Here is a 16,973-nt window from a genome sequence, read left to right on the forward strand (position 1 = left end):
GGCTGCTCTCGTTGCACGGGATTGTCATCACAAGATCGCATCGACCTGACGCACATCATCCCAGCTCACGAAGCAAATGGCGGCTGCCGTACTAGGAGGCTGTGATGCCAGGAAAGGTGCTCCCCGCGCACGCGGGGATGGTCCCGACGACGCGACACCCCCACGCTACGACGCCCAGTGCTCCCCGCGCACGCGGGGATGGTCCCTTCATCTTCATGAACTACACGACCGGCGGGATGTGCTCCCCGCGCACGCGGGGATGGTCCCATCAGCTCGACGACGTCGCCGGGGGCGGTCAGGTGCTCCCCGCGCACGCGGGGATGGTCCAGCATCATGGGCTACCGTTTCATCATCCGAATCGCAGAGGACAAAGGGCCACGCGGCCGACCACCTTCCCAGGTGCACGGTCGCACGGCTCATTGTTCCGCTCCGGTCAGAGGTCCCCGTTGCGGACGCTCGCCAAGAAGTCGCTCCAAGCGACCAGGGAGAAGACCAGTGCCGGACCAGAAGGGTCCTTACTGTCACGGACGGCGACGAGGCCCGGCAGGTTCGTGGCCACCTCCACACAGTTGTCGTGAGCTCCGCTAAAGCTCGACTTACGGAACTCTGCGCCGGACAGATCAGGGGTCTTGTTCATGATCGCTCCTTGCCGCAGCGATGAGCGCCACGGATTCCTCGGGGGATAGCGCCATTTGACTGAGGCGCTCAAAACCCAGCGTAAGGTCACGCACCTGAGAGGAATCTTCCAGGTATGCCTCGCCAGCAGCTCCTCCGGTATAGGCGACATCCGGATCTCCCTCGTCGAAGGAGAACACCGAGAAGGAACCGTCCAGCCCCGCATGTGAGCCTACGGTCAGTGGGAGCACCCGGACCGTGACAGTGGGCCAACCAGACACCTGAATGAGGTCGTCGAGCTGTTCGATCATGATGCTGGCGCCCCCGATCGGGCGCCGAAGAGCGATCTCATCCATCAGCACATGGAGAGTCGACGCCGAACCCAGCAGCGTGACCTTCCGCTGCATTCGCGCAGATACACGCCGCCGCAACTCGGCTTCATCCAGGCCAGGCCGTCCACCACTGATGATCGCTTGGGCGTATCCCTCGGTTTGCAGTAATCCCGGGATAAGCAGCGGCTCCCACGTACGGATAACAGCAGCGTCGGCCTCCAGGCTTACATATGTCCCGGCTAGTACATCGCTGTAAGCAGCCCACCATCCTCGGTGGCCTATCTCACGGCCAAGCTGAATCAACATCGTCTTGGTGTCCGAGTCGGCACCGTACAGATCGCAAGCGTTGGCGACGTCGGAGGGGGTCACCTTGATCCGCGCGATCTCGATCCGGTTGAGCTTGGAGCGGCTCCAGCCGAGATGCTGGGCTGCCCGCTCAGGCGTCAAACCCGCTTCCTCCCGAAGCCGTCGCAGCTCCCGACCAAGGCGGCGATGCCGGATGGTTGGACTCTTCAGAACCATGACGTAAGTGTGGCTTCCTCTCTCAAAGAATTCCATGCGTGGCGCTTGCGCATGTGCGCAGCGCACACTCATGATGTGAGGTGCCCCCGAGAAAGGATGACCATGACAGCGAGGCCGACCATCGCGTCACTCCTCGCCCGTCTCAGGTTTCCACTCCTCCTGAGGCCGCACGACGGTACCCACTCCCTGCTCAGGACGCACGTAACCTTCACGAGCGAGTCGGACAAGAGCCTTGCGGACAGTGTTCCGCGCCAGGCCAAACTCTTCCTCCATCTGAATCAGGCTCGGTATCAGCCGCCGAGATGGGTACACGCCGGACTCGATGCGATCTCTGAGGACGGCGTAAAGCTGCCTCCACCGCGCCGTCCCCTCCTCCCAAACCCACTCCCCCTGATTGATCATAGGGAAGACCGTAAACAGCGAAGCTCTAGTTTGAAGAGTCACGACCGTCCACGCAAAGGACTGCTAGACCGTGAACGTGCAGGACACAGTAACCCCTTTGAGCTGCACAAACGCACCTGAAGATCAAATACTGCCGGGATAGAACGGCCTGCCCGAACGCTGCACACGCTCGGACAGGCCCCGATCAGGAAGTGTGGTTCCTGAACATGACCAACCCTAGTGCTCTGGTTCTGGACCGGAACGCTCCGATCCGGGACGGCTGTGGTTGTTTCGCCGCCGCCATACCTCTGCCGATGGGGTGCGCCCTGTGCGGGCATGCCCCCTACGCGCATGGCTGTCCCGGCTCCCTGGCCGATCACGACTACGTCCAGCCGTCCGGGGAACTGATGAACGCCCGCCTGGAGGCCCGCCGCCACGGCGGCCCAGCCCATCTGCCCCGCTTCAGGCCACCCACCGACGTCGCGCCCGGCGAGGTCGTCCCGCTGATTCCCGCCCAGCGCCGCCCCGAGCCCGCCGCCGCTCCGGAGATTCCCCGGCAGGCTCCGCCCGCCGTACCTCCTACCCGGCCGCCGCTGCCCAAACGGACACCCCGAGCCCTCCCCCGGCCCGGCAGACCGCCGGCGGCCACCAGACCCACCCGGCCGCAGCGACGGCCAGCACCCGGCACCCGCACGAGCGCCCCGCACCCCGGCGCGACCAGAGCCGCCCCGACGGCGCCCCGACGACTTTCCTCCCACCTCATAAAGCGGACCCGCCCGACGGTTGCATCGTCGGAGCGGGTCCATAACCGGACATCGGAGGTCCGATTCATGCAGAATGGTAGCCCCCCACCCGCCGCAGGCGCGATCCCCGGCTGGCGGTTGATCATCAGTGACAGAGGCCGGTTCTGGGCCTTCCGTCAGACCCGGTTCCCCATCGAGGCGATGCGCGCCGGAGCCAATTCGGAGCTGGACGCCGACACCCTCGCCGAGATCGAGGCGGCCGTGAAGCGGCAGGAAGAGATCGCCGAGCAGGTGGCCTCATGATCGGGCGGCGCGCGAGACGTGCGCCGGGTCGGCATCTCATCGGGCAACCCGCCACGACGGTGCATCGCCGCCTGTGGGACGGGCCGGCCCGCGCCGAAGCCGAACGGCTCGCCCGCACCTGGCCGAGCTGGATCGTGTTGTACGGCGTCGGCAGCCGCCGCTTCTACGCCCTGGCCGCCTGGCCGGTCTCCGAACCGCTGATGATCGAGGCCGCCGACGCCGAGGACCTGGAGAGGCGGATGTACGAGGCGGTCATGGCTGTGACCGTCCGCCGCGAGACCCCCCTCACCATCCCGGCCGCGTCGGTGCCCCCGACCGCCCCGGCCGTTTCGGCACCCCCGATACCCCCGGCACCCTTGGCGTCCCCGCCTCCCCCGAACAGGCGCGGCGGCGTCCCTTCCCCGGCAGCCGCCGCCGCGCCACACCACCCCCGCCACCCCTACCGGGACGCGGCATAGACCGGCGCGACGGCGGGCGAATGCCGTCCCCGCCGTCGCGCCCCTGAACGTGCGGCCCGGGCAGGAGGGGGCCCGGCCGCACACCGACGTGGTCCCCCTCGCAGGAGGAGGGACTACCCGCGCCGGCCGGACCACACCCCCCGTCCGGCCGGCGCACCCCCCGAACGCCCGGCCGGACCGCCTCCTGGCCGGGCATCCCCCCGCCCGGCTATCCGTCGTCAGGAGATCCGTACTGGACACTCCGTCGGCCGCGGCACGCCCGAACTCCCGACCGCCGCACTCGCCATACACGCCATACACGCCATACACGCCGAGATCCTCGACCGCTTCCGCCAGTAGTCCCCCGACCCCCACCAGGAGAGATTCCCCCATGAGAGGCATCAAGATTTTCGGTGGCGACGGCGCCACCCTCATCCCCACTCCCCCGCCCCGGTTCGAGCCGCTACTCACCCCCGCCGAGGTCGCCCTGATGTTCCGCGTCGACCCCAAGACCGTCAACCGCTGGGCCCTGGCGGGCAAGCTGGCGTCCGTCCGCACCCTCGGCGGCCACCGCCGCTACCGCAAGAACGAAGTCCTCGCACTCCTGGCAGACAGCACCCAGAAACGCGACGAGTAGCAACAAGCCCCCCCCCCCGAGGCGGCCCCTCCAACCCCGGACGGCTCGTGACGACGCGCTCCGCGAACCGTCCGGACACCACGGGCCGTCCGAGCACCACCCCCTGTCTGAGCGGTTCCCGCTCACGCAGTCCAGGTCGCGGTCGTGCTCCCCGCCTCTCCGCGCACGCGGGGGGTGGTCCACAGGGACGCCCCGAGGGATCCGTCGGTTACCCGAGGGTGGCCGTCCACCAGCCGCGCCGCAGATGGACCGTCCCGCCCAGGGGTGATCCGTACCGTGGCGCCGTAGACGGGCAGGCCGCCGTACTGGAGTCAGTAGGCGCGGGCTGCGTCGAGCACGTCCCGCAACAGGCGTGGACTACTCTGCTGTGGGACGTGGAGACAACAAATCCGGTGGCGCCCGAAATGTCCGATCCTTCGAAAGTGCTCGAATTTCGAGCTCACCGCCGACAACGCCGCAGGTCAAGCAGAGTGCTCCCCGCGCACGCGGGGATGGTCCCCTTCACGTCGACCGTGCGCACTTGTTCCCCTAGTGCTCCCCGCGCACGCGGGGATGGTCCCGAAGGCCGGGCCTGGGCCGACCAGGAGAACTGGTGCTCCCCGCGCACGCGGGGATGGTCCCGCCCCCCTCCACGGAACCGACTTCATCGTGCAGTGCTCCCCGCGCACGCGGGGATGGTCCCCGGATCCCAACGCCGACAACCGCCCGCGAGATGTGCTCCCCGCGCACGCGGGGATGGTCCGCCACCGAATGGGCGATCCGGGACCGCTCGATGGTGCTCCCCGCGCACGCGGGGATGGTCCCGGCCACGATGTCGCGGCTGCACCAGACGCACAGTGCTCCCCGCGCACGCGGGGATGGTCCCAAACCTGACACGAACGGGACGATCACCTTTGAGTGCTCCCCGCGCACGCGGGGATGGTCCCACGGGCCGGACATCGCCTCTCACTCCTCCAGGGTGCTCCCCGCGCACGCGGGGATGGTCCCGGCCACCACCACACGGACGGTGCGGCATGAGCGTGCTCCCCGCGCACGCGGGGATGGTCCCGGTAGCAGGCATCTGGCCACGTGTAAACCCCCGTGCTCCCCGCGCACGCGGGGATGGTCCCTGCCGGTGGCGATCGTGCTCGCCCAGTTCCCCGTGCTCCCCGCGCACGCGGGGATGGTCCACGGCCGGGGCCCCGCGGACGCCGCCGATCGTGTGCTCCCCGCGCACGCGGGGATGGTCCCACGGCCCGCGTGGTGCGAAACGTCCTCACCGGGTGCTCCCCGCGCACGCGGGGATGGTCCCGCGCGCAGGGCGGGGCCGTTCACCCTGTAACGGTGCTCCCCGCGCACGCGGGGATGGTCCCTGACCGTGCCGCCGCTGAAGTCGCCAGCGAGAGTGCTCCCCGCGCACGCGGGGATGGTCCCGCGACGAGGCCCCAGAGGGTGCCGTCGTCGGCGTGCTCCCCGCGCACGCGGGGATGGTCCCACGAAGCTCGCCCGACGCCCCTCGACGCCCGGGTGCTCCCCGCGCACGCGGGGATGGTCCCGGGACCACCCCCGGAAATCAGAGTTGGTACGCGTGCTCCCCGCGCACGCGGGGATGGTCCCCGCCGCGGCGAGTGGGTGCGGGTCGTCCGCCAGTGCTCCCCGCGCACGCGGGGATGGTCCCCAGGGCGCATTGGCGTCGTTCGCGGCCGACGGGTGCTCCCCGCGCACGCGGGGATGGTCCCGCGGGGAGGACGGCCAGCTCCCCCAGTGCGGCGTGCTCCCCGCGCACGCGGGGATGGTCCTAGACGTTGGTCACGTTCGCGCCGCTGATGTTTGTGCTCCCCGCGCACGCGGGGATGGTCCCGACTACGGCCAGCCGCTCGGCAGCTCGGCGGGGTGCTCCCCGCGCACGCGGGGATGGTCCCGGCTCCTCCATCACCGGCATGCCGTCGCACTCGTGCTCCCCGCGCACGCGGGGATGGTCCCTCGGAGGCGAAGAAGGTCCACATGCCGGTCGCGTGCTCCCCGCGCACGCGGGGATGGTCCCGGCTCAAGAACAGACGCGACGCGCGCTTCATCGTGCTCCCCGCGCACGCGGGGATGGTCCCTCGGACCCGACCAAGCGCAATCCCGCGCGCGCGTGCTCCCCGCGCACGCGGGGATGGTCCCAACTCCCCCGGCAACTCGTCGGGCGACTCGCCGTGCTCCCCGCGCACGCGGGGATGGTCCCAGGGACACTGCCTCGTTCTTCGACGAGCGGTAGTGCTCCCCGCGCACGCGGGGATGGTCCCGTCCACAACCGCGGGCGGCACGGCCGGCCGCGGGCCACCGTAGAGCAGCTGCGGGCCAGTGCTCCCCGCGCACGCGGGGATGGTCCTCACGACCGCCACGCAGTATCTCGGCCCCTTCGGTGCTCCCCGCGCACGCGGGGATGGTCCCGTGCGGGTGCCGGCGAACGCCACCATCTGGTTGTGCTCCCCGCGCACGCGGGGATGGTCCGATCAGCAGGGTGCCCACGATGCCGCCCATGCCGTGCTCCCCGCGCACGCGGGGATGGTCCTGAGCCGCTCAGTGTTGTCGGCCTGCCCCATCTGTGCTCCCCGCGCACGCGGGGATGGTCCGATCAGCAGGGTGCCCACGATGCCGCCCATGCCGTGCTCCCCGCGCACGCGGGGATGGTCCCATGGTCGACCCCACCTTCGGTCTCGCGGTCCCGTGCTCCCCGCGCACGCGGGGATGGTCCCGCCTGCTCTAGGCGGTTGTCCTCCTGGGCGAAGTGCTCCCCGCGCACGCGGGGATGGTCCCCCCTGACCATCCGAACGCGGTAGCGGTGAGCCGTGCTCCCCGCGCACGCGGGGATGGTCCCTGCAGCTTCGCCAGCTTCGCGGACTCCGGTACCGTGCTCCCCGCGCACGCGGGGATGGTCCCGCCCGGGCCAGGGTCCGTACGCCGATCGCGCGGTGCTCCCCGCGCACGCGGGGATGGTCCCTCCTGGTCGAAAAATTCCCACATGCTGGTCGCGTGCTCCCCGCGCACGCGGGGATGGTCCCCGGCCCAGCTCCGCGTCCTCCGCTGTGCTCCCGTGCTCCCCGCGCACGCGGGGATGGTCCCTGTTGCCGGTACTTCGTGCAACAGTTGCCGGTGTGCTCCCCGCGCACGCGGGGATGGTCCCCTCCCGCGCGAATGGTGAACTCGACTGGCCACGTGCTCCCCGCGCACGCGGGGATGGTCCCCCTGATCGTCAAGCCGGGGCACGTTCGGCGCGGTGCTCCCCGCGCACGCGGGGATGGTCCCCTTCCGTTGCTGGAGCGGGCCGAGCGGATGGTGTGCTCCCCGCGCACGCGGGGATGGTCCCCCGCTCCACCCGGCACCTCAAGCCAAACCCACGTGCTCCCCGCGCACGCGGGGATGGTCCCTCATCCCCCCGGACGGGACCGTCGACCGGCTCGTGCTCCCCGCGCACGCGGGGATGGTCCCTGGATACGCACCCGCTGTCGGAGCAGCTCCACCGTGCTCCCCGCGCACGCGGGGATGGTCCCTGTCCGACGCCGAGAAGGAGTTGGCCAAGGACGTGCTCCCCGCGCACGCGGGGATGGTCCCGGCTGGTGATACGCCTGAAGTAGACGTCGGCCGTGCTCCCCGCGCACGCGGGGATGGTCCCCGGGGCCTGGCCTACGCCGGGATGCTCGGCGTGTGCTCCCCGCGCACGCGGGGATGGTCCCTCGACGGCTGCTCAGCGTGGACCCGTGTTTGAGTGCTCCCCGCGCACGCGGGGATGGTCCCGTACCCGGGTTTCGTGAAGTAGCTCTTCGCCTGTGCTCCCCGCGCACGCGGGGATGGCCCCAACGGGGGCACGCCCGGATACACCCCACGGTGCTGGTGGAGTGGCCGCCGAGCGGCGAGGCCCGTCAGTAGGCGATGACCATCCGGACGCCGGGCTTGTTGATGACGTACCCGCCGCCGATCTTGCCATCCGGCATCCCCGCAGGGTGGAGCGTGATGGTGGGCCGGGCGCCCCGGGCCTTGTCCCATAGGCGGATCTGGTCGCACATGCGGTCGGCGAGGTGCCGGCCGGCCGGGCCGTGGCCGGTGGCGCCGAGCTCGAAGCGGACGGAGCCTTCGATCTCGCGGCGGGTCAGGGTGAGGTAGGCGAGGGAGTCGCCTTCGGCCAAGGCGGGGCTGCGGCTGGGGATGGCGGGCTTGCATCGGCCGTTGTCGACGGCGGCGCGGTCGGCGGCGATGCGGCAGGTGGCCGGGTCTGTGGCGGTCAGCCGGAGCCAGACGCCGTCGAAGGACTCGTCACCGCGGATGGTCACGCCGGAGGCGACCTGGGTCCTCGGCTGGTCGAGGGTGCCGTGCAGGGCGGCGGGATCGATGGGCTGGTCGGCGTCGAAGTGCAAGGTGACCAGCCCATCGGCGTCGATGGCGGCGGTGCGTTCGCCATCCTGGCCGAGCATCGGGACGAAGCCGCACAGCTCGACCACGTCGGAGACCATCTTGCCGGCCTGGCGGTCGAGGCCGAGGCAGCGGGCCTGGCCACGCCAGCTGAGCGGGACGACGAGGCGAGCGCCGGGCTCCAGCTGGTCCCACCAGGCGGCGGGGATGTCCCAGGCGCCGACGGTGACGATCATCCGGGCGGGGTGACCGTGTTCGGGAGCACCGAGGGCGCCGTCGCGGGTCAGCACGGTGACGGCGGTGTTGCCGGTGGCCTCCAGCGTCTTGCGGGCGTGCGCGGTCACGTCCTGGTCGATGTCGATGGTGACGACCTTGCCGCCCGGACCGACCAGGCGGGCCAGCAGGGCTGCGTTGTAGCCGGTGCCCGCGCCGATCTCCACGACGGTGTCGCCTGGCTGGGCCCGCAGCCACACCAGCATGTCGGCGACCAGCGACGGCACCGAGGCACAGCTGAGCGGCAGACCGCCGGCCGGGTTGGGCTTGATGGTGACGCTCTGGTCGGCGTACGCCTGCTCGGCGGTGACGTCGGGCACGAACTCGTGCCGGGGAACCGTCCGCAAGGCGTCCTCGACCTCCGCCGTGAGCGGGTGGGTCGCCGCGATGGTGTCGACCATGCGGTTCCGCAGCGTCTTCGGCGAGGGAGGGGTGGCGGTGCTCATCGGGTGGTGTCCTTCCGTGGCGAGGCGGTTCGCGGTCAGCCGGCCAGAAGCAGGCAGGCGTCCCAACGAGAGGCGGGCGGGGTGGTCACAGAAGTGGTGTGCTGGGCGAGCCGGAGCCCGGCCGTGCCTTCCAGCAGCCCGGCGTTCTCCGGCTGGCCACCGTCGTGCAGGTAGCGGTCCATCAGTGCCCGCAGCCGGGGCAGCCGGCAGGTGAGGCGGTCATCACGGGCGTCGGCGGCGACCCGCCAGGTGGTCAGCAGAAGGCCGGCCCAGCCGTGACACAGCGTGGCGTCGGTGAGGTCGAACATCTGGGCCGGATCGCTGACACACCCGGCCAGGGCGTCTTCGGCGAGCTGCTGGCGGGCGGAGTCGTCGAGGGCGAGGCCGGCGAGTTGCTGGGCTCGGGCCTGGCCGGGGGTGCCGTAGCACCAGGACGGCCGCTGCGGGCCGCGCTGACTGACCGCACCGGCCTTCCACTCGGCCCGTGAGAGTGTACCCGGCCACCAGGATCGCGTCCCGCCGCCCCGGCGCCGCTGATCCAGCCAGGTGCAGATCCAGGCGATCGTGTCGGCCTGGCCGGGCACGCTGATGCCGTGTCTCATCGCGGTCGACAGTAGCGCCAGGGGCCCGCAAATGCCGTGGGCCAGGCCGAGGTTGGCGTGCCCGCCGGGCCAGTGCCTGCTGAGAAGGTCGGCCGGGCCACCTGCGCACCACCATCCGGGCAGCGGAGCGCAGTCCACGGTGACCGGTTCGGTGAGGCGGATCAGGTAGGCAAGGATGTCCCGCAGCAGGGAGGTGTCACCGTGGCGGGCCAGTTGATAGGCGCCGAGGCCGGTCAGCCCGCTGATTAGGTCCCACTCCCGCAGCTCGGGCAGTTGTTCGGCGTCGATGCGGGCGTGGGCGCGTTCCAGGCGGGTGCGGGTGACGTGGTCGACGTGCGGGTCGAGGGCGGCCAAGGCCCGCCCGTAGGAGGGGTGCTGGGCCGCGTTGAGGACGAACGCGACGGCCGGGGCGCCTCGGAACAGGCAGTCGTCGGGCAGCGCGGTGACCGGTCGGCGGGTCATCGCCGCTGCCCACCGATGGGCGTCCGCCCAGGGGATGGTGCCGGAGCGGGCGTACTCGATGTGCTCCAGCGCCGTTCCGGGAGCGCCGTCGGCCATGGCCTGACCCCATCCGGGCTCCGGCTCGGCCGCCGGCGGCTGCTGTGCCGGGTTCACCGCCCGCCGCCGATCGCGGCATGGCGGGCGCGGGCGGCCTGCCGGGCCAGGTGGCGGCAGATCTTCTCACCGTTCGGGGCGAGGCCGACGGCCCGGTTGTGGTGCATGTGCAGCAGAGACTCCAGCACGGCGTCCGTATCGGCGTCGGCGGGTAGGGTCCGCCGGTAGGCGGCCAGGGCCTTCGCGCGGTCCTGCCAAGCAGCGGCGACCTCGGCCGTCCAGCCCGGCAGGTCGGTGTGCGAGCCGAACCGAACCAGCGGGACGACCTGATCGGCGACGGCCCGGTCCGCCATGGCCGGTGCGACGGGCCGGGTAGCCAGCCAGTCCGTGCCGGTGCCGGGTGAGAGGAAGGCTTCGGTGATGTGCACCATGTTGAGCGCGGCCAGCGCGCTCGGGTGGACGGCGGACGGCGGCAGGTTCCGCAGTTGGACGATCACCAAGCGGGAGTCGGCTGCGAACACCTTCTCGGCGGCCTCCAGTGCCCGGCCGGTGCCGTAGCGGCCGATCTCCGGAGCATACGTGTCGAAGGCCAGGCCACCGGCCAGGCCGCCGTCCCTCAGATGCTGGGCCCATCGGCCGACCACTTCCGCGGCCTCGGCGTGCCCACCGTCCATGACGCGCAGTCGCAGGCGAAGGTGGTCGCTCTCGTTCGGACTGCGGTAGCGGACGAACCAGCACGGCGGCTGGTCGAGGGAGGCGAGGAGCTGGGGCAGGTGGACGGTGATGATTTCGGTGAACCGCTCCGGGTGGGAGGAGATCTTCGCGTTCAACCAGCGGCCGGCCGGGATGCCAGGCAAGATGCCGTGGGTGCGGGTATCGATCCTCGGCAACGGCCCGGCCAGCGGCGACGGGGCACCGGGCCCCGGGCGCGCGAGCGGGAGGGCGATCTCGTGCGCGTGCCCGTCCAGCCAGCCGAAGTCCTCGGCGGCGGCCGTCTCGGTGAGAAAGGCTTGCCCGGCCTGCTGGAGGTGGGCGGCGAGAATGGCAGCGTGCAGCGGCTCGTCCAAGGTGAGCCGCAGAGTGCGGTCGTCGTCGCGTAGTTCCACCACACCAGGACACTGCCAGCGACGCCGCCACCCGGTCAGGTCGGTCAGGTCGGCCGGGGTGAGGAGCCAGCGGGCCGGGGCCAGGATGGTGCGGCCGTAGCGGACGCGGGGCAAGTAGGGCAGGGCTCGGGCGTGCGGGCCCCAGTCGAAGCCGGTCCAGGACGGAGAGAAGGCCCGTGTGAGGTGGGCGAGGAACCGGGCGATCGGCGGCGCCTGCTTGTCCAGTGCCAGCGCGTGAAACACCTGAGGCTCGACGATCCGACGCCGGGACATGCTGACCAGGTATAGGCGGTCGCGGGTCGCGGTGACCGCGAGGTCGTCCACCGCGATGACCTCCGCCCCGTCGTCCGTAGGCCGGTGCTCGCCGAGCGCGATGACGTGCGGCAGGTAGGCGGGGATACGGGTGACGTTCTCCGAATGCGGATACAGCGGGGGGAAGGACAACTGCGCGGCCAGGGCCCCTTCGATCAGGGTGGGCACTCCCCGGTAGACCTCGGCGAGGCCGGCGCCGGTGGCGGTGACGGAGAAGCGTGAGGTCAGCGTTCCGGCGGCGCGGGCCGGGGCCACCGTGAGACTGTACTCACCGCAGCGGAGCGCGTCGCGGCCGGTGGCGTGGACACGGGCGGAGATCTCGACGTGCGGCGCGATGTGCCGGGCGTCGAAGGTCTGGGCACCGGCCAGGGTGTCGATCGTCTCGTCGGTGAGAGCGATCTCCCGGCTACCGTCGGCGAGCGCCTGCCAGGCCAGGGCGAGCAGCCGCTCGTCGCGCTCGTTCGGTCCCCGCGTGGGCGGCGTCATCGTGCTGCCGGGGTACTCGGCCGGGTAGCCGAGTCCGGTGGCGGGGTCGAGGAGTTCGGGGAGCGGGACCAGTGTTCCGGTGCTGTATCGCTCCCAGAACGCCGAGTGGTAGTTCCGCCAGACCTTGTCGCCGGTCGGCTGTCGGGTCAGCCGCAGCAGCGCGTCTGCGGCCCGCTCCAACTCCCCGAGCACGGCGCTGGGCAGCCGGGCGTCGCAGTCGAGGACCAGGTCCAGAGCCAGCGGCGTCCGCCCGTCCGTCGCCAGGTGGTGCATCTGCTTGCGGATTGCCTCGCGCTCGCCCGCCAGATCGCTGCCCGGATCGGCGTGGTTGTGCCGGTGCAGGTCGGCGTAGATCGCGGCGAGCTCCGCCAATACCGGCACGGCGGCTGGGAGCGTCGTGGCGCCGGCTTGTTGGAGCCGGCCGAGGAGGTGCGCGAGCGGGTCGGTGACGGTGAGCGGAGCACGGAGAGCGGTGATCAGGAATCCCCGCCGGACGAGTTCGGCCAGCAGGCCGGTGGCCTTGCCCCGCTCCACGCCGGCGGTCTGGGCGAGCTTGTCGGCCACGGCGGCGAACCGTACCGGGACGAATGCGGTGTCCTGCACGAAGCGGATCACGCTCGTGCGGCGGATGCTCACCCGGTTCGGGCCGCCCTGAGGGATCTGAAGACGGCCGCCGCGCTGGGTGGCGAGATTGTTGAATACCACGTCGAGGCGTTCCAGTAGGTCGCGGTCGGCCTCCAGGGTGCCGATGACGGCGGACAGCCACTCGCTGTCGACGCGGGCGACGAGCCGGTGCCCGGTGCCCCACCGGACGTCCGGGGTGGTTCCGGTGGCGGTGGGGGCGACTCCGGCGAACAGGCCGAACGGGGTGGGGCGTCCGGTGGCCCGCAGGAGGTATCGGGCGGTGGCGACGGCGGCCCGGCGGATCTGCTTGGGCTTTGTCGGTCGGCCGGCCGCGATGGCGTCGATACGCTCCGCCAGGCTGGTGCTGGCCTCGTGGATCGCGGCGGCGAAGTCCGCGCTGGACCAGACCTCCTCCAGCCAGGCGCGGCACGATGCCGCGTCGGCCGGGTCCGGCCACCGGTCGGGGACACCGGTCAGTGGGGTGGCGGCAGCCCGCAGGAGGGCCATACCGGAGTGCTGGTAGAGCGAGCGGGCGTTCATCCGTTCCTCCGCTGTGGGGACCCGAAGGGGGTGCTGGGGCCGGCGAGGCGAAGTCCCCGGCCCCAGCGGTGTTGCGGATCAGACGGCGCTGGCGCAGGAGGACGCGCAGGTCGGGGCGCACCCGTCCGAGGTGCCGCACGCCTTCGGCATGCGGTCGCCGCCGAACTCGGTGGTGACCGTCACGTCGAGGTCAAACGGGTCGGCCTCCACGGCCTCCGGCGTGAGCACGTTGGTGTTCGCCATGTCGGTACTCCTTCTGGTTCGATACGGATTCGGTGCCATTTCCCCGCTGTCGGGGGGAGCCGGAAGGGCGCGGCCAACCTCCGGTCGTCACTCCCCTGGGGCGGCGCGCAGACCACAGTGCCGACTCAGCGAAGATCAGATCCGCAGTGGGGTTGCGGGCCCGTATCCCCACTGCGGCCTGGTCTAGACCAGATAGGGCAGTACGTGGTCCGACCAGCGATCGGACCTCTTCGCGCGGGGATCAGCGAGGGGAAACGAAAAGCCGGTGGAGCCGAACCGCATTCGGTCTACCGCTCAGAGGTTCAGGCCGCCCTGCCGGCCGCAGCGAGAGCTGAGCGGACGTCGATCAAGTGCTCGCCCAGGCTTCGCGCGGCGGCGGACTTGGACGGCCGCAGCTTACGGTGCAGGTCGCCGACGCGCCGCAGGGTTTCGCGATGCTGGATGCGGGCGACCAAGTCGAGGGCGGCGTGTCCGTCCAGGCAGGCGGCCTCGACGTGTCCGGCACCGGAGTGTGCCTCGGCGCGAGCGATGTGGGCCATGCAGCGGTGCCGCAGCATCTCGGGCGCGAGCTTGTCGATCGCCCGGTCCAGGGACGGCAGGGCCTCCTCGTATTTGCCCAGCCTCAGCAGATCGCTGCCCTCGTAGGCGGACGCCTTGGACTCGTCAAACCAGGAGATTCCGCCCCACCGCTCGTCGTCCATCGGGCCGGTCAGCACGGTACGAGACTCCTCCAGTGAGGAGCGGAAGCCGTGCTCGTCACCGATGGAGGAGTACATCTCGGAGGCGACCGCGTGCGTCCAGGCCCGCATCCTGCCGGAGGCCCCGCGTTCAGCGGCGTCCACCGCGGCGAGCGCGTAATCCAGGCCGCCTTCGGGATCACCGCCGTAGGAAGTGCCGAAGGCCCGGCCGCCCAGCAGCAGCGCGCACAGCTCCGGGCTTTGGATCTCCTTGGCGACTTGGTAGCCAAGATCGCTGTAGGCGTCGGCCTGCTCCTGGTCGCCGAGGTCGATGGAGAGCAGGATCGCGGCGAGCGCGGCCATCTCGGCCATGTGCGCCAGCAGCGAGGTTCGCACATGGACCGGTTGGTTCTTCGGCCGGAGCGAGGCGACCATCTGGATCTGGTAATGCGCGACCGGCACCAGGCTTGAGGCGGGGAAGCTCTTGTAGGAGCGCCGGTAGGACGCTCCGATCGACCGCAGCTCGTCCACGACCGCCTCGTCGACGGTGCCGGGCTGACCGGCGTGGGCGTGGGCGTGGGCGTCAGGCGAGAATCCGGCGATGGCGGCGGTCAAACCGGCGAGCGAACCGAGAGTAAAGGTACGTCGAAGCACAGTCTCAGAGCTTTCCGCATCGGGCGCGGTCGCGCGGGGCAAAGGCGGGGATGCCGCTTGTGCCACCACAACCGCTCGGGGAAATCGAACGTCGAAAGCCAGGATGTGATCGATGGTCAGACCGAGCACCTAGGCGAGCCGTTCCGCCATGCTGACGCTGTCCAGCGAGATGATCCCGCGCTCCACCTGCCCGACCCACGACTCGGACCGCCCCACCTCGGCCCCAAGTTCGCCCTGGTATAAGCCTCTTCGCCGCCTCCCCTTCTCGATGCGCCGACCGATGATCTTGTCGATCTTCATCACAGGACACACCCCGAAGCCCATGATCGCTTCACTACAGGCCGCCACCGTACCTCGTGGGGGCCGGTTTATCGCCGGGAAAGGGCGCACTCGCCCGCGCCCCGGCGCTCGAATCCGGCGGGGCGGGCACCGGAGAAGCCCTCTTGGTGGTCACCGATGAGGGCTACGACCAAGACGGCGCCTTCCAGCCGGCACTGACCAAGCGCGGCATGCCCGTACATGGCCTGGGAGTACATCATGCGCGGATGCTCCCCCGCGCACGCGGGGATGATCCGATATCAGGCGATATCGTCTCATCACCCGAATCGCGGGGGACAAAGAGCCGAGCGGCCAACCAGCTTCTCAGGAACACGGCCGCCCGGCCCATTGTCCCGCTCCAGTCAGAAATCTCCGCTACGGACGCCTGCTAGGAAGTCGCTCCAGACGGCCGGGGAGAAGGTCAGCGCCGGGCCGGAGGGGTCCTTGCTGTCGCGGACGGCGACGAGGCCCGGCAGGTTCGTGGCCACCTCAACACAGTTGTTGTTGCCACCGCTGAGGCTGGACTTACGGAACTCGGCGCCGGACAGGTCAGGGAGATCATGCTTTGCTCCTCTTCACCGCTCCGAGGACTACAGCACGCCTTTCGCCCAGAGAAGCGCGGCGCCCGCCGCGGCGCCTCCCGCGATTACGGCCTGCGGCACTTTGACCCCAGACAGACAGGTCAGCACACCCGTCGCACACCCCACCAGGACGGCGAACAGCAGGAGCACGAACGCCTTCAACTCCAACACGGGGGACTCTTTGTCCATGGACACTCCAGTCGTAGGTCTGTTCCGAAGGGAACCATAAGGCATCATGACGTAGACTTACCACTTGCATGTTTCTTCTATTTGCCGCGTCCATGTTCATGGATACACATACAACAGAACACCCAAATCTATACAATTCAGACAAAAGGCATCTTTGACAATAGGGCTGACTATTGGAATAAGCACACCGGAGATAGCATTTACCCCCATAACAGAAAGGACGTGAAATACTCAAGGGAACAGGCATGATGGTGGAGTCGCTCCCTGCGCACGCAGGGATGGTCCCATGCAAGTGGCAAGACTCAACATGCTCCCCGCGTACGCGGGGATAATCCTGGGCGACATTCGTCGGCGCCCGGACCTCCTGCGGAAATCCGTCATTCCACAGGGCCGCCCGGCGCCGACGCCCCGCGCCCTCCTTCCCCATCGCCAAGCCCCGCCCGATCCCACACCGCCAGGCACTCCAAGGAACAACCAATGTCCGAAATATCCAATTTTTCAAAAGTGCTCAATTTCCGCACTTCTCACGGATAAACCTGCTGGTCAGCCAGAGTGCTCCCCGCGCACGCGGGGATGGTCCCGGGAAGTCAGGGTCCGGCAAAGATGATGATCTGTGCTCCCCGCGCACGCGGGGATGGTCCCCTCACGATCGCTCTGATCAATCTCAAGCCCGGGTGCTCCCCGCGCACGCGGGGATGGTCCTGTGGCTCGGCCTCTGCGTGGCAGCCCAGAGCCGTGCTCCCCGCGCACGCGGGGATGGTCCCCGGGCGAGGCAAGGATTCCAAAGCCCCCAGGGGTGCTCCCCGCGCACGCGGGGATGGTCCCGCTTATGGTCTGGCGGCCTGACGTAGGTCGCGGTGCTCCCCGCGCACGCGGGGATGGTCCCCGGTACCTGTGCGAAGACTGCTGGGGCCACGAGTGCTCCCCGCGCACGCGGGGATGGTCCCAAGGGGGTGTGGTGTGCAGCTCAGATACAACTGTGCTCCCCGCGCACGCGGGGATGGTCCCCCGGGCGCGCGTAAGCCG

The 16,973-nt window shown here is 70.2% G+C and carries 14 protein-coding genes and 3 CRISPR repeat arrays (1 of these 17 running past the window's edge); of the genes, 3 read left to right on the forward strand and 11 right to left on the reverse strand.

The features are described 5' to 3' along the window. Positions 1-116: 116 nt before the first annotated feature. A CRISPR array of direct repeats spans positions 117-328; the repeat unit is 29 nt; unit sequence GTGCTCCCCGCGCACGCGGGGATGGTCCC. Positions 329-433: 105 nt separating this feature from the next. The 3 genes from ABZ194_RS18280 to ABZ194_RS18290 all read right to left on the reverse strand — a co-directional run bounded on the left by ABZ194_RS18280 (position 434) and on the right by ABZ194_RS18290 (position 1,871). Beyond that, positions 434-637, reverse strand: coding sequence for a DUF397 domain-containing protein (locus ABZ194_RS18280; RefSeq protein ID WP_355597627.1), 204 nt, complete (start codon positions 635-637; stop codon positions 434-436). After that, a complete protein-coding gene (locus tag ABZ194_RS18285; protein WP_355597629.1) occupies positions 621-1,469 on the reverse strand; it encodes a helix-turn-helix transcriptional regulator in 849 nt (282 codons plus the stop codon). Before ABZ194_RS18285 ends, ABZ194_RS18280 begins: the two co-directional genes overlap by 17 nt. Before the next feature lie 126 nt (positions 1,470-1,595). Next, positions 1,596-1,871 carry a GntR family transcriptional regulator gene (locus ABZ194_RS18290; protein WP_355597631.1) on the reverse strand — a complete coding sequence of 92 codons (276 nt, stop codon included), beginning with the start codon at positions 1,869-1,871 and terminating at the stop codon, positions 1,596-1,598. Between the two features lie 809 nt (positions 1,872-2,680). Here ABZ194_RS18290 and ABZ194_RS18295 point away from each other — a divergent pair. The 3 genes from ABZ194_RS18295 to ABZ194_RS18305 all read left to right on the forward strand — a co-directional run bounded on the left by ABZ194_RS18295 (position 2,681) and on the right by ABZ194_RS18305 (position 3,970). Continuing rightward, the gene (locus ABZ194_RS18295; protein WP_355597633.1) at positions 2,681-2,896 is read left to right on the forward strand and encodes a hypothetical protein; all 216 of its coding nucleotides are present in this window, start codon (positions 2,681-2,683) and stop codon (positions 2,894-2,896) included. After that, the gene (locus ABZ194_RS18300; protein ID WP_355597635.1) at positions 2,893-3,354 is read left to right on the forward strand and encodes a hypothetical protein; all 462 of its coding nucleotides are present in this window, start codon (positions 2,893-2,895) and stop codon (positions 3,352-3,354) included. The genes ABZ194_RS18295 and ABZ194_RS18300 overlap by 4 nt, the downstream gene beginning before the upstream one ends. A gap of 370 nt (positions 3,355-3,724) precedes the next feature. Then, complete coding sequence (locus tag ABZ194_RS18305) at positions 3,725-3,970, forward strand: BldC family transcriptional regulator (protein ID WP_355597637.1); 246 nt, start codon at positions 3,725-3,727, stop codon at positions 3,968-3,970. Between the two features lie 470 nt (positions 3,971-4,440). Next, positions 4,441-7,790: direct repeats of the CRISPR family, unit length 29 nt; unit sequence GTGCTCCCCGCGCACGCGGGGATGGTCCC. Between the two features lie 64 nt (positions 7,791-7,854). Here the strand turns inward: ABZ194_RS18305 and fxlM are convergent. The 8 genes from fxlM to ABZ194_RS18345 all read right to left on the reverse strand — a co-directional run bounded on the left by fxlM (position 7,855) and on the right by ABZ194_RS18345 (position 15,947). Beyond that, complete coding sequence (gene fxlM, locus ABZ194_RS18310) at positions 7,855-9,060, reverse strand: methyltransferase, FxLD system (RefSeq protein ID WP_355597639.1); 1,206 nt, start codon at positions 9,058-9,060, stop codon at positions 7,855-7,857. A 35-nt stretch (positions 9,061-9,095) separates the two neighbouring features. Continuing rightward, positions 9,096-10,277, reverse strand: coding sequence for a lanthionine synthetase C family protein (locus tag ABZ194_RS18315; protein ID WP_355597641.1), 1,182 nt, complete (start codon positions 10,275-10,277; stop codon positions 9,096-9,098). Continuing rightward, positions 10,274-13,285 (reverse strand): lantibiotic dehydratase, encoded by a 3,012-nt coding sequence (locus ABZ194_RS18320; RefSeq protein ID WP_355597643.1) that lies wholly within the window; start codon positions 13,283-13,285, stop codon positions 10,274-10,276. Before ABZ194_RS18320 ends, ABZ194_RS18315 begins: the two co-directional genes overlap by 4 nt. Before the next feature lie 78 nt (positions 13,286-13,363). Beyond that, on the reverse strand, positions 13,364-13,528 hold the full coding sequence (locus ABZ194_RS18325; protein WP_355597645.1) for an FxLD family lanthipeptide: 165 nt from the start codon (positions 13,526-13,528) through the stop codon (positions 13,364-13,366). A gap of 302 nt (positions 13,529-13,830) precedes the next feature. Further along, positions 13,831-14,820, reverse strand: coding sequence for a hypothetical protein (locus ABZ194_RS18330; RefSeq protein WP_355597647.1), 990 nt, complete (start codon positions 14,818-14,820; stop codon positions 13,831-13,833). Between the two features lie 168 nt (positions 14,821-14,988). After that, positions 14,989-15,159: a helix-turn-helix transcriptional regulator gene (locus ABZ194_RS18335; RefSeq protein WP_355597783.1), complete on the reverse strand. Its 171-nt coding sequence runs from the start codon at positions 15,157-15,159 to the stop codon at positions 14,989-14,991. A gap of 380 nt (positions 15,160-15,539) precedes the next feature. Then, the gene (locus ABZ194_RS18340; protein ID WP_355597785.1) at positions 15,540-15,725 is read right to left on the reverse strand and encodes a DUF397 domain-containing protein; all 186 of its coding nucleotides are present in this window, start codon (positions 15,723-15,725) and stop codon (positions 15,540-15,542) included. Between the two features lie 42 nt (positions 15,726-15,767). Continuing rightward, a complete protein-coding gene (locus tag ABZ194_RS18345) occupies positions 15,768-15,947 on the reverse strand; it encodes a hypothetical protein (protein ID WP_355597649.1) in 180 nt (59 codons plus the stop codon). Positions 15,948-16,499: 552 nt separating this feature from the next. Next, positions 16,500-16,973: a CRISPR direct-repeat array (repeat unit 28 nt; unit sequence GTGCTCCCCGCGCACGCGGGGATGGTCC) (it continues 1,505 nt past the right edge of the window).

This window comes from Streptosporangium sp. NPDC006007 (assembly GCF_040614315.1).
GTDB lineage: Bacteria > Actinomycetota > Actinomycetes > Streptosporangiales > Streptosporangiaceae > Streptosporangium.

Excerpts from the sequence above, each read along its gene's own strand:
- ABZ194_RS18290 (WP_355597631.1), bottom strand. The coding sequence starts at position 1,871 with ATGATCAATCAGGGGGAGTGGGTTTGGGAGGAGGGGACGGCGCGGTGG.
- ABZ194_RS18285 (WP_355597629.1), bottom strand. The coding sequence starts at position 1,469 with ATGGTTCTGAAGAGTCCAACCATCCGGCATCGCCGCCTTGGTCGGGAG.
- ABZ194_RS18325 (WP_355597645.1), bottom strand. The coding sequence starts at position 13,528 with ATGGCGAACACCAACGTGCTCACGCCGGAGGCCGTGGAGGCCGACCCG.
- ABZ194_RS18295 (WP_355597633.1), top strand. The coding sequence starts at position 2,681 with ATGCAGAATGGTAGCCCCCCACCCGCCGCAGGCGCGATCCCCGGCTGG.
- ABZ194_RS18300 (WP_355597635.1), top strand. The coding sequence starts at position 2,893 with ATGATCGGGCGGCGCGCGAGACGTGCGCCGGGTCGGCATCTCATCGGG.
- ABZ194_RS18305 (WP_355597637.1), top strand. The coding sequence starts at position 3,725 with ATGAGAGGCATCAAGATTTTCGGTGGCGACGGCGCCACCCTCATCCCC.
- ABZ194_RS18280 (WP_355597627.1), bottom strand. The coding sequence starts at position 637 with ATGAACAAGACCCCTGATCTGTCCGGCGCAGAGTTCCGTAAGTCGAGC.
- fxlM (WP_355597639.1), bottom strand. The coding sequence starts at position 9,060 with ATGAGCACCGCCACCCCTCCCTCGCCGAAGACGCTGCGGAACCGCATG.
- ABZ194_RS18320 (WP_355597643.1), bottom strand. The coding sequence starts at position 13,285 with ATGAACGCCCGCTCGCTCTACCAGCACTCCGGTATGGCCCTCCTGCGG.
- ABZ194_RS18335 (WP_355597783.1), bottom strand. The coding sequence starts at position 15,159 with ATGAAGATCGACAAGATCATCGGTCGGCGCATCGAGAAGGGGAGGCGG.
- ABZ194_RS18345 (WP_355597649.1), bottom strand. The coding sequence starts at position 15,947 with ATGGACAAAGAGTCCCCCGTGTTGGAGTTGAAGGCGTTCGTGCTCCTG.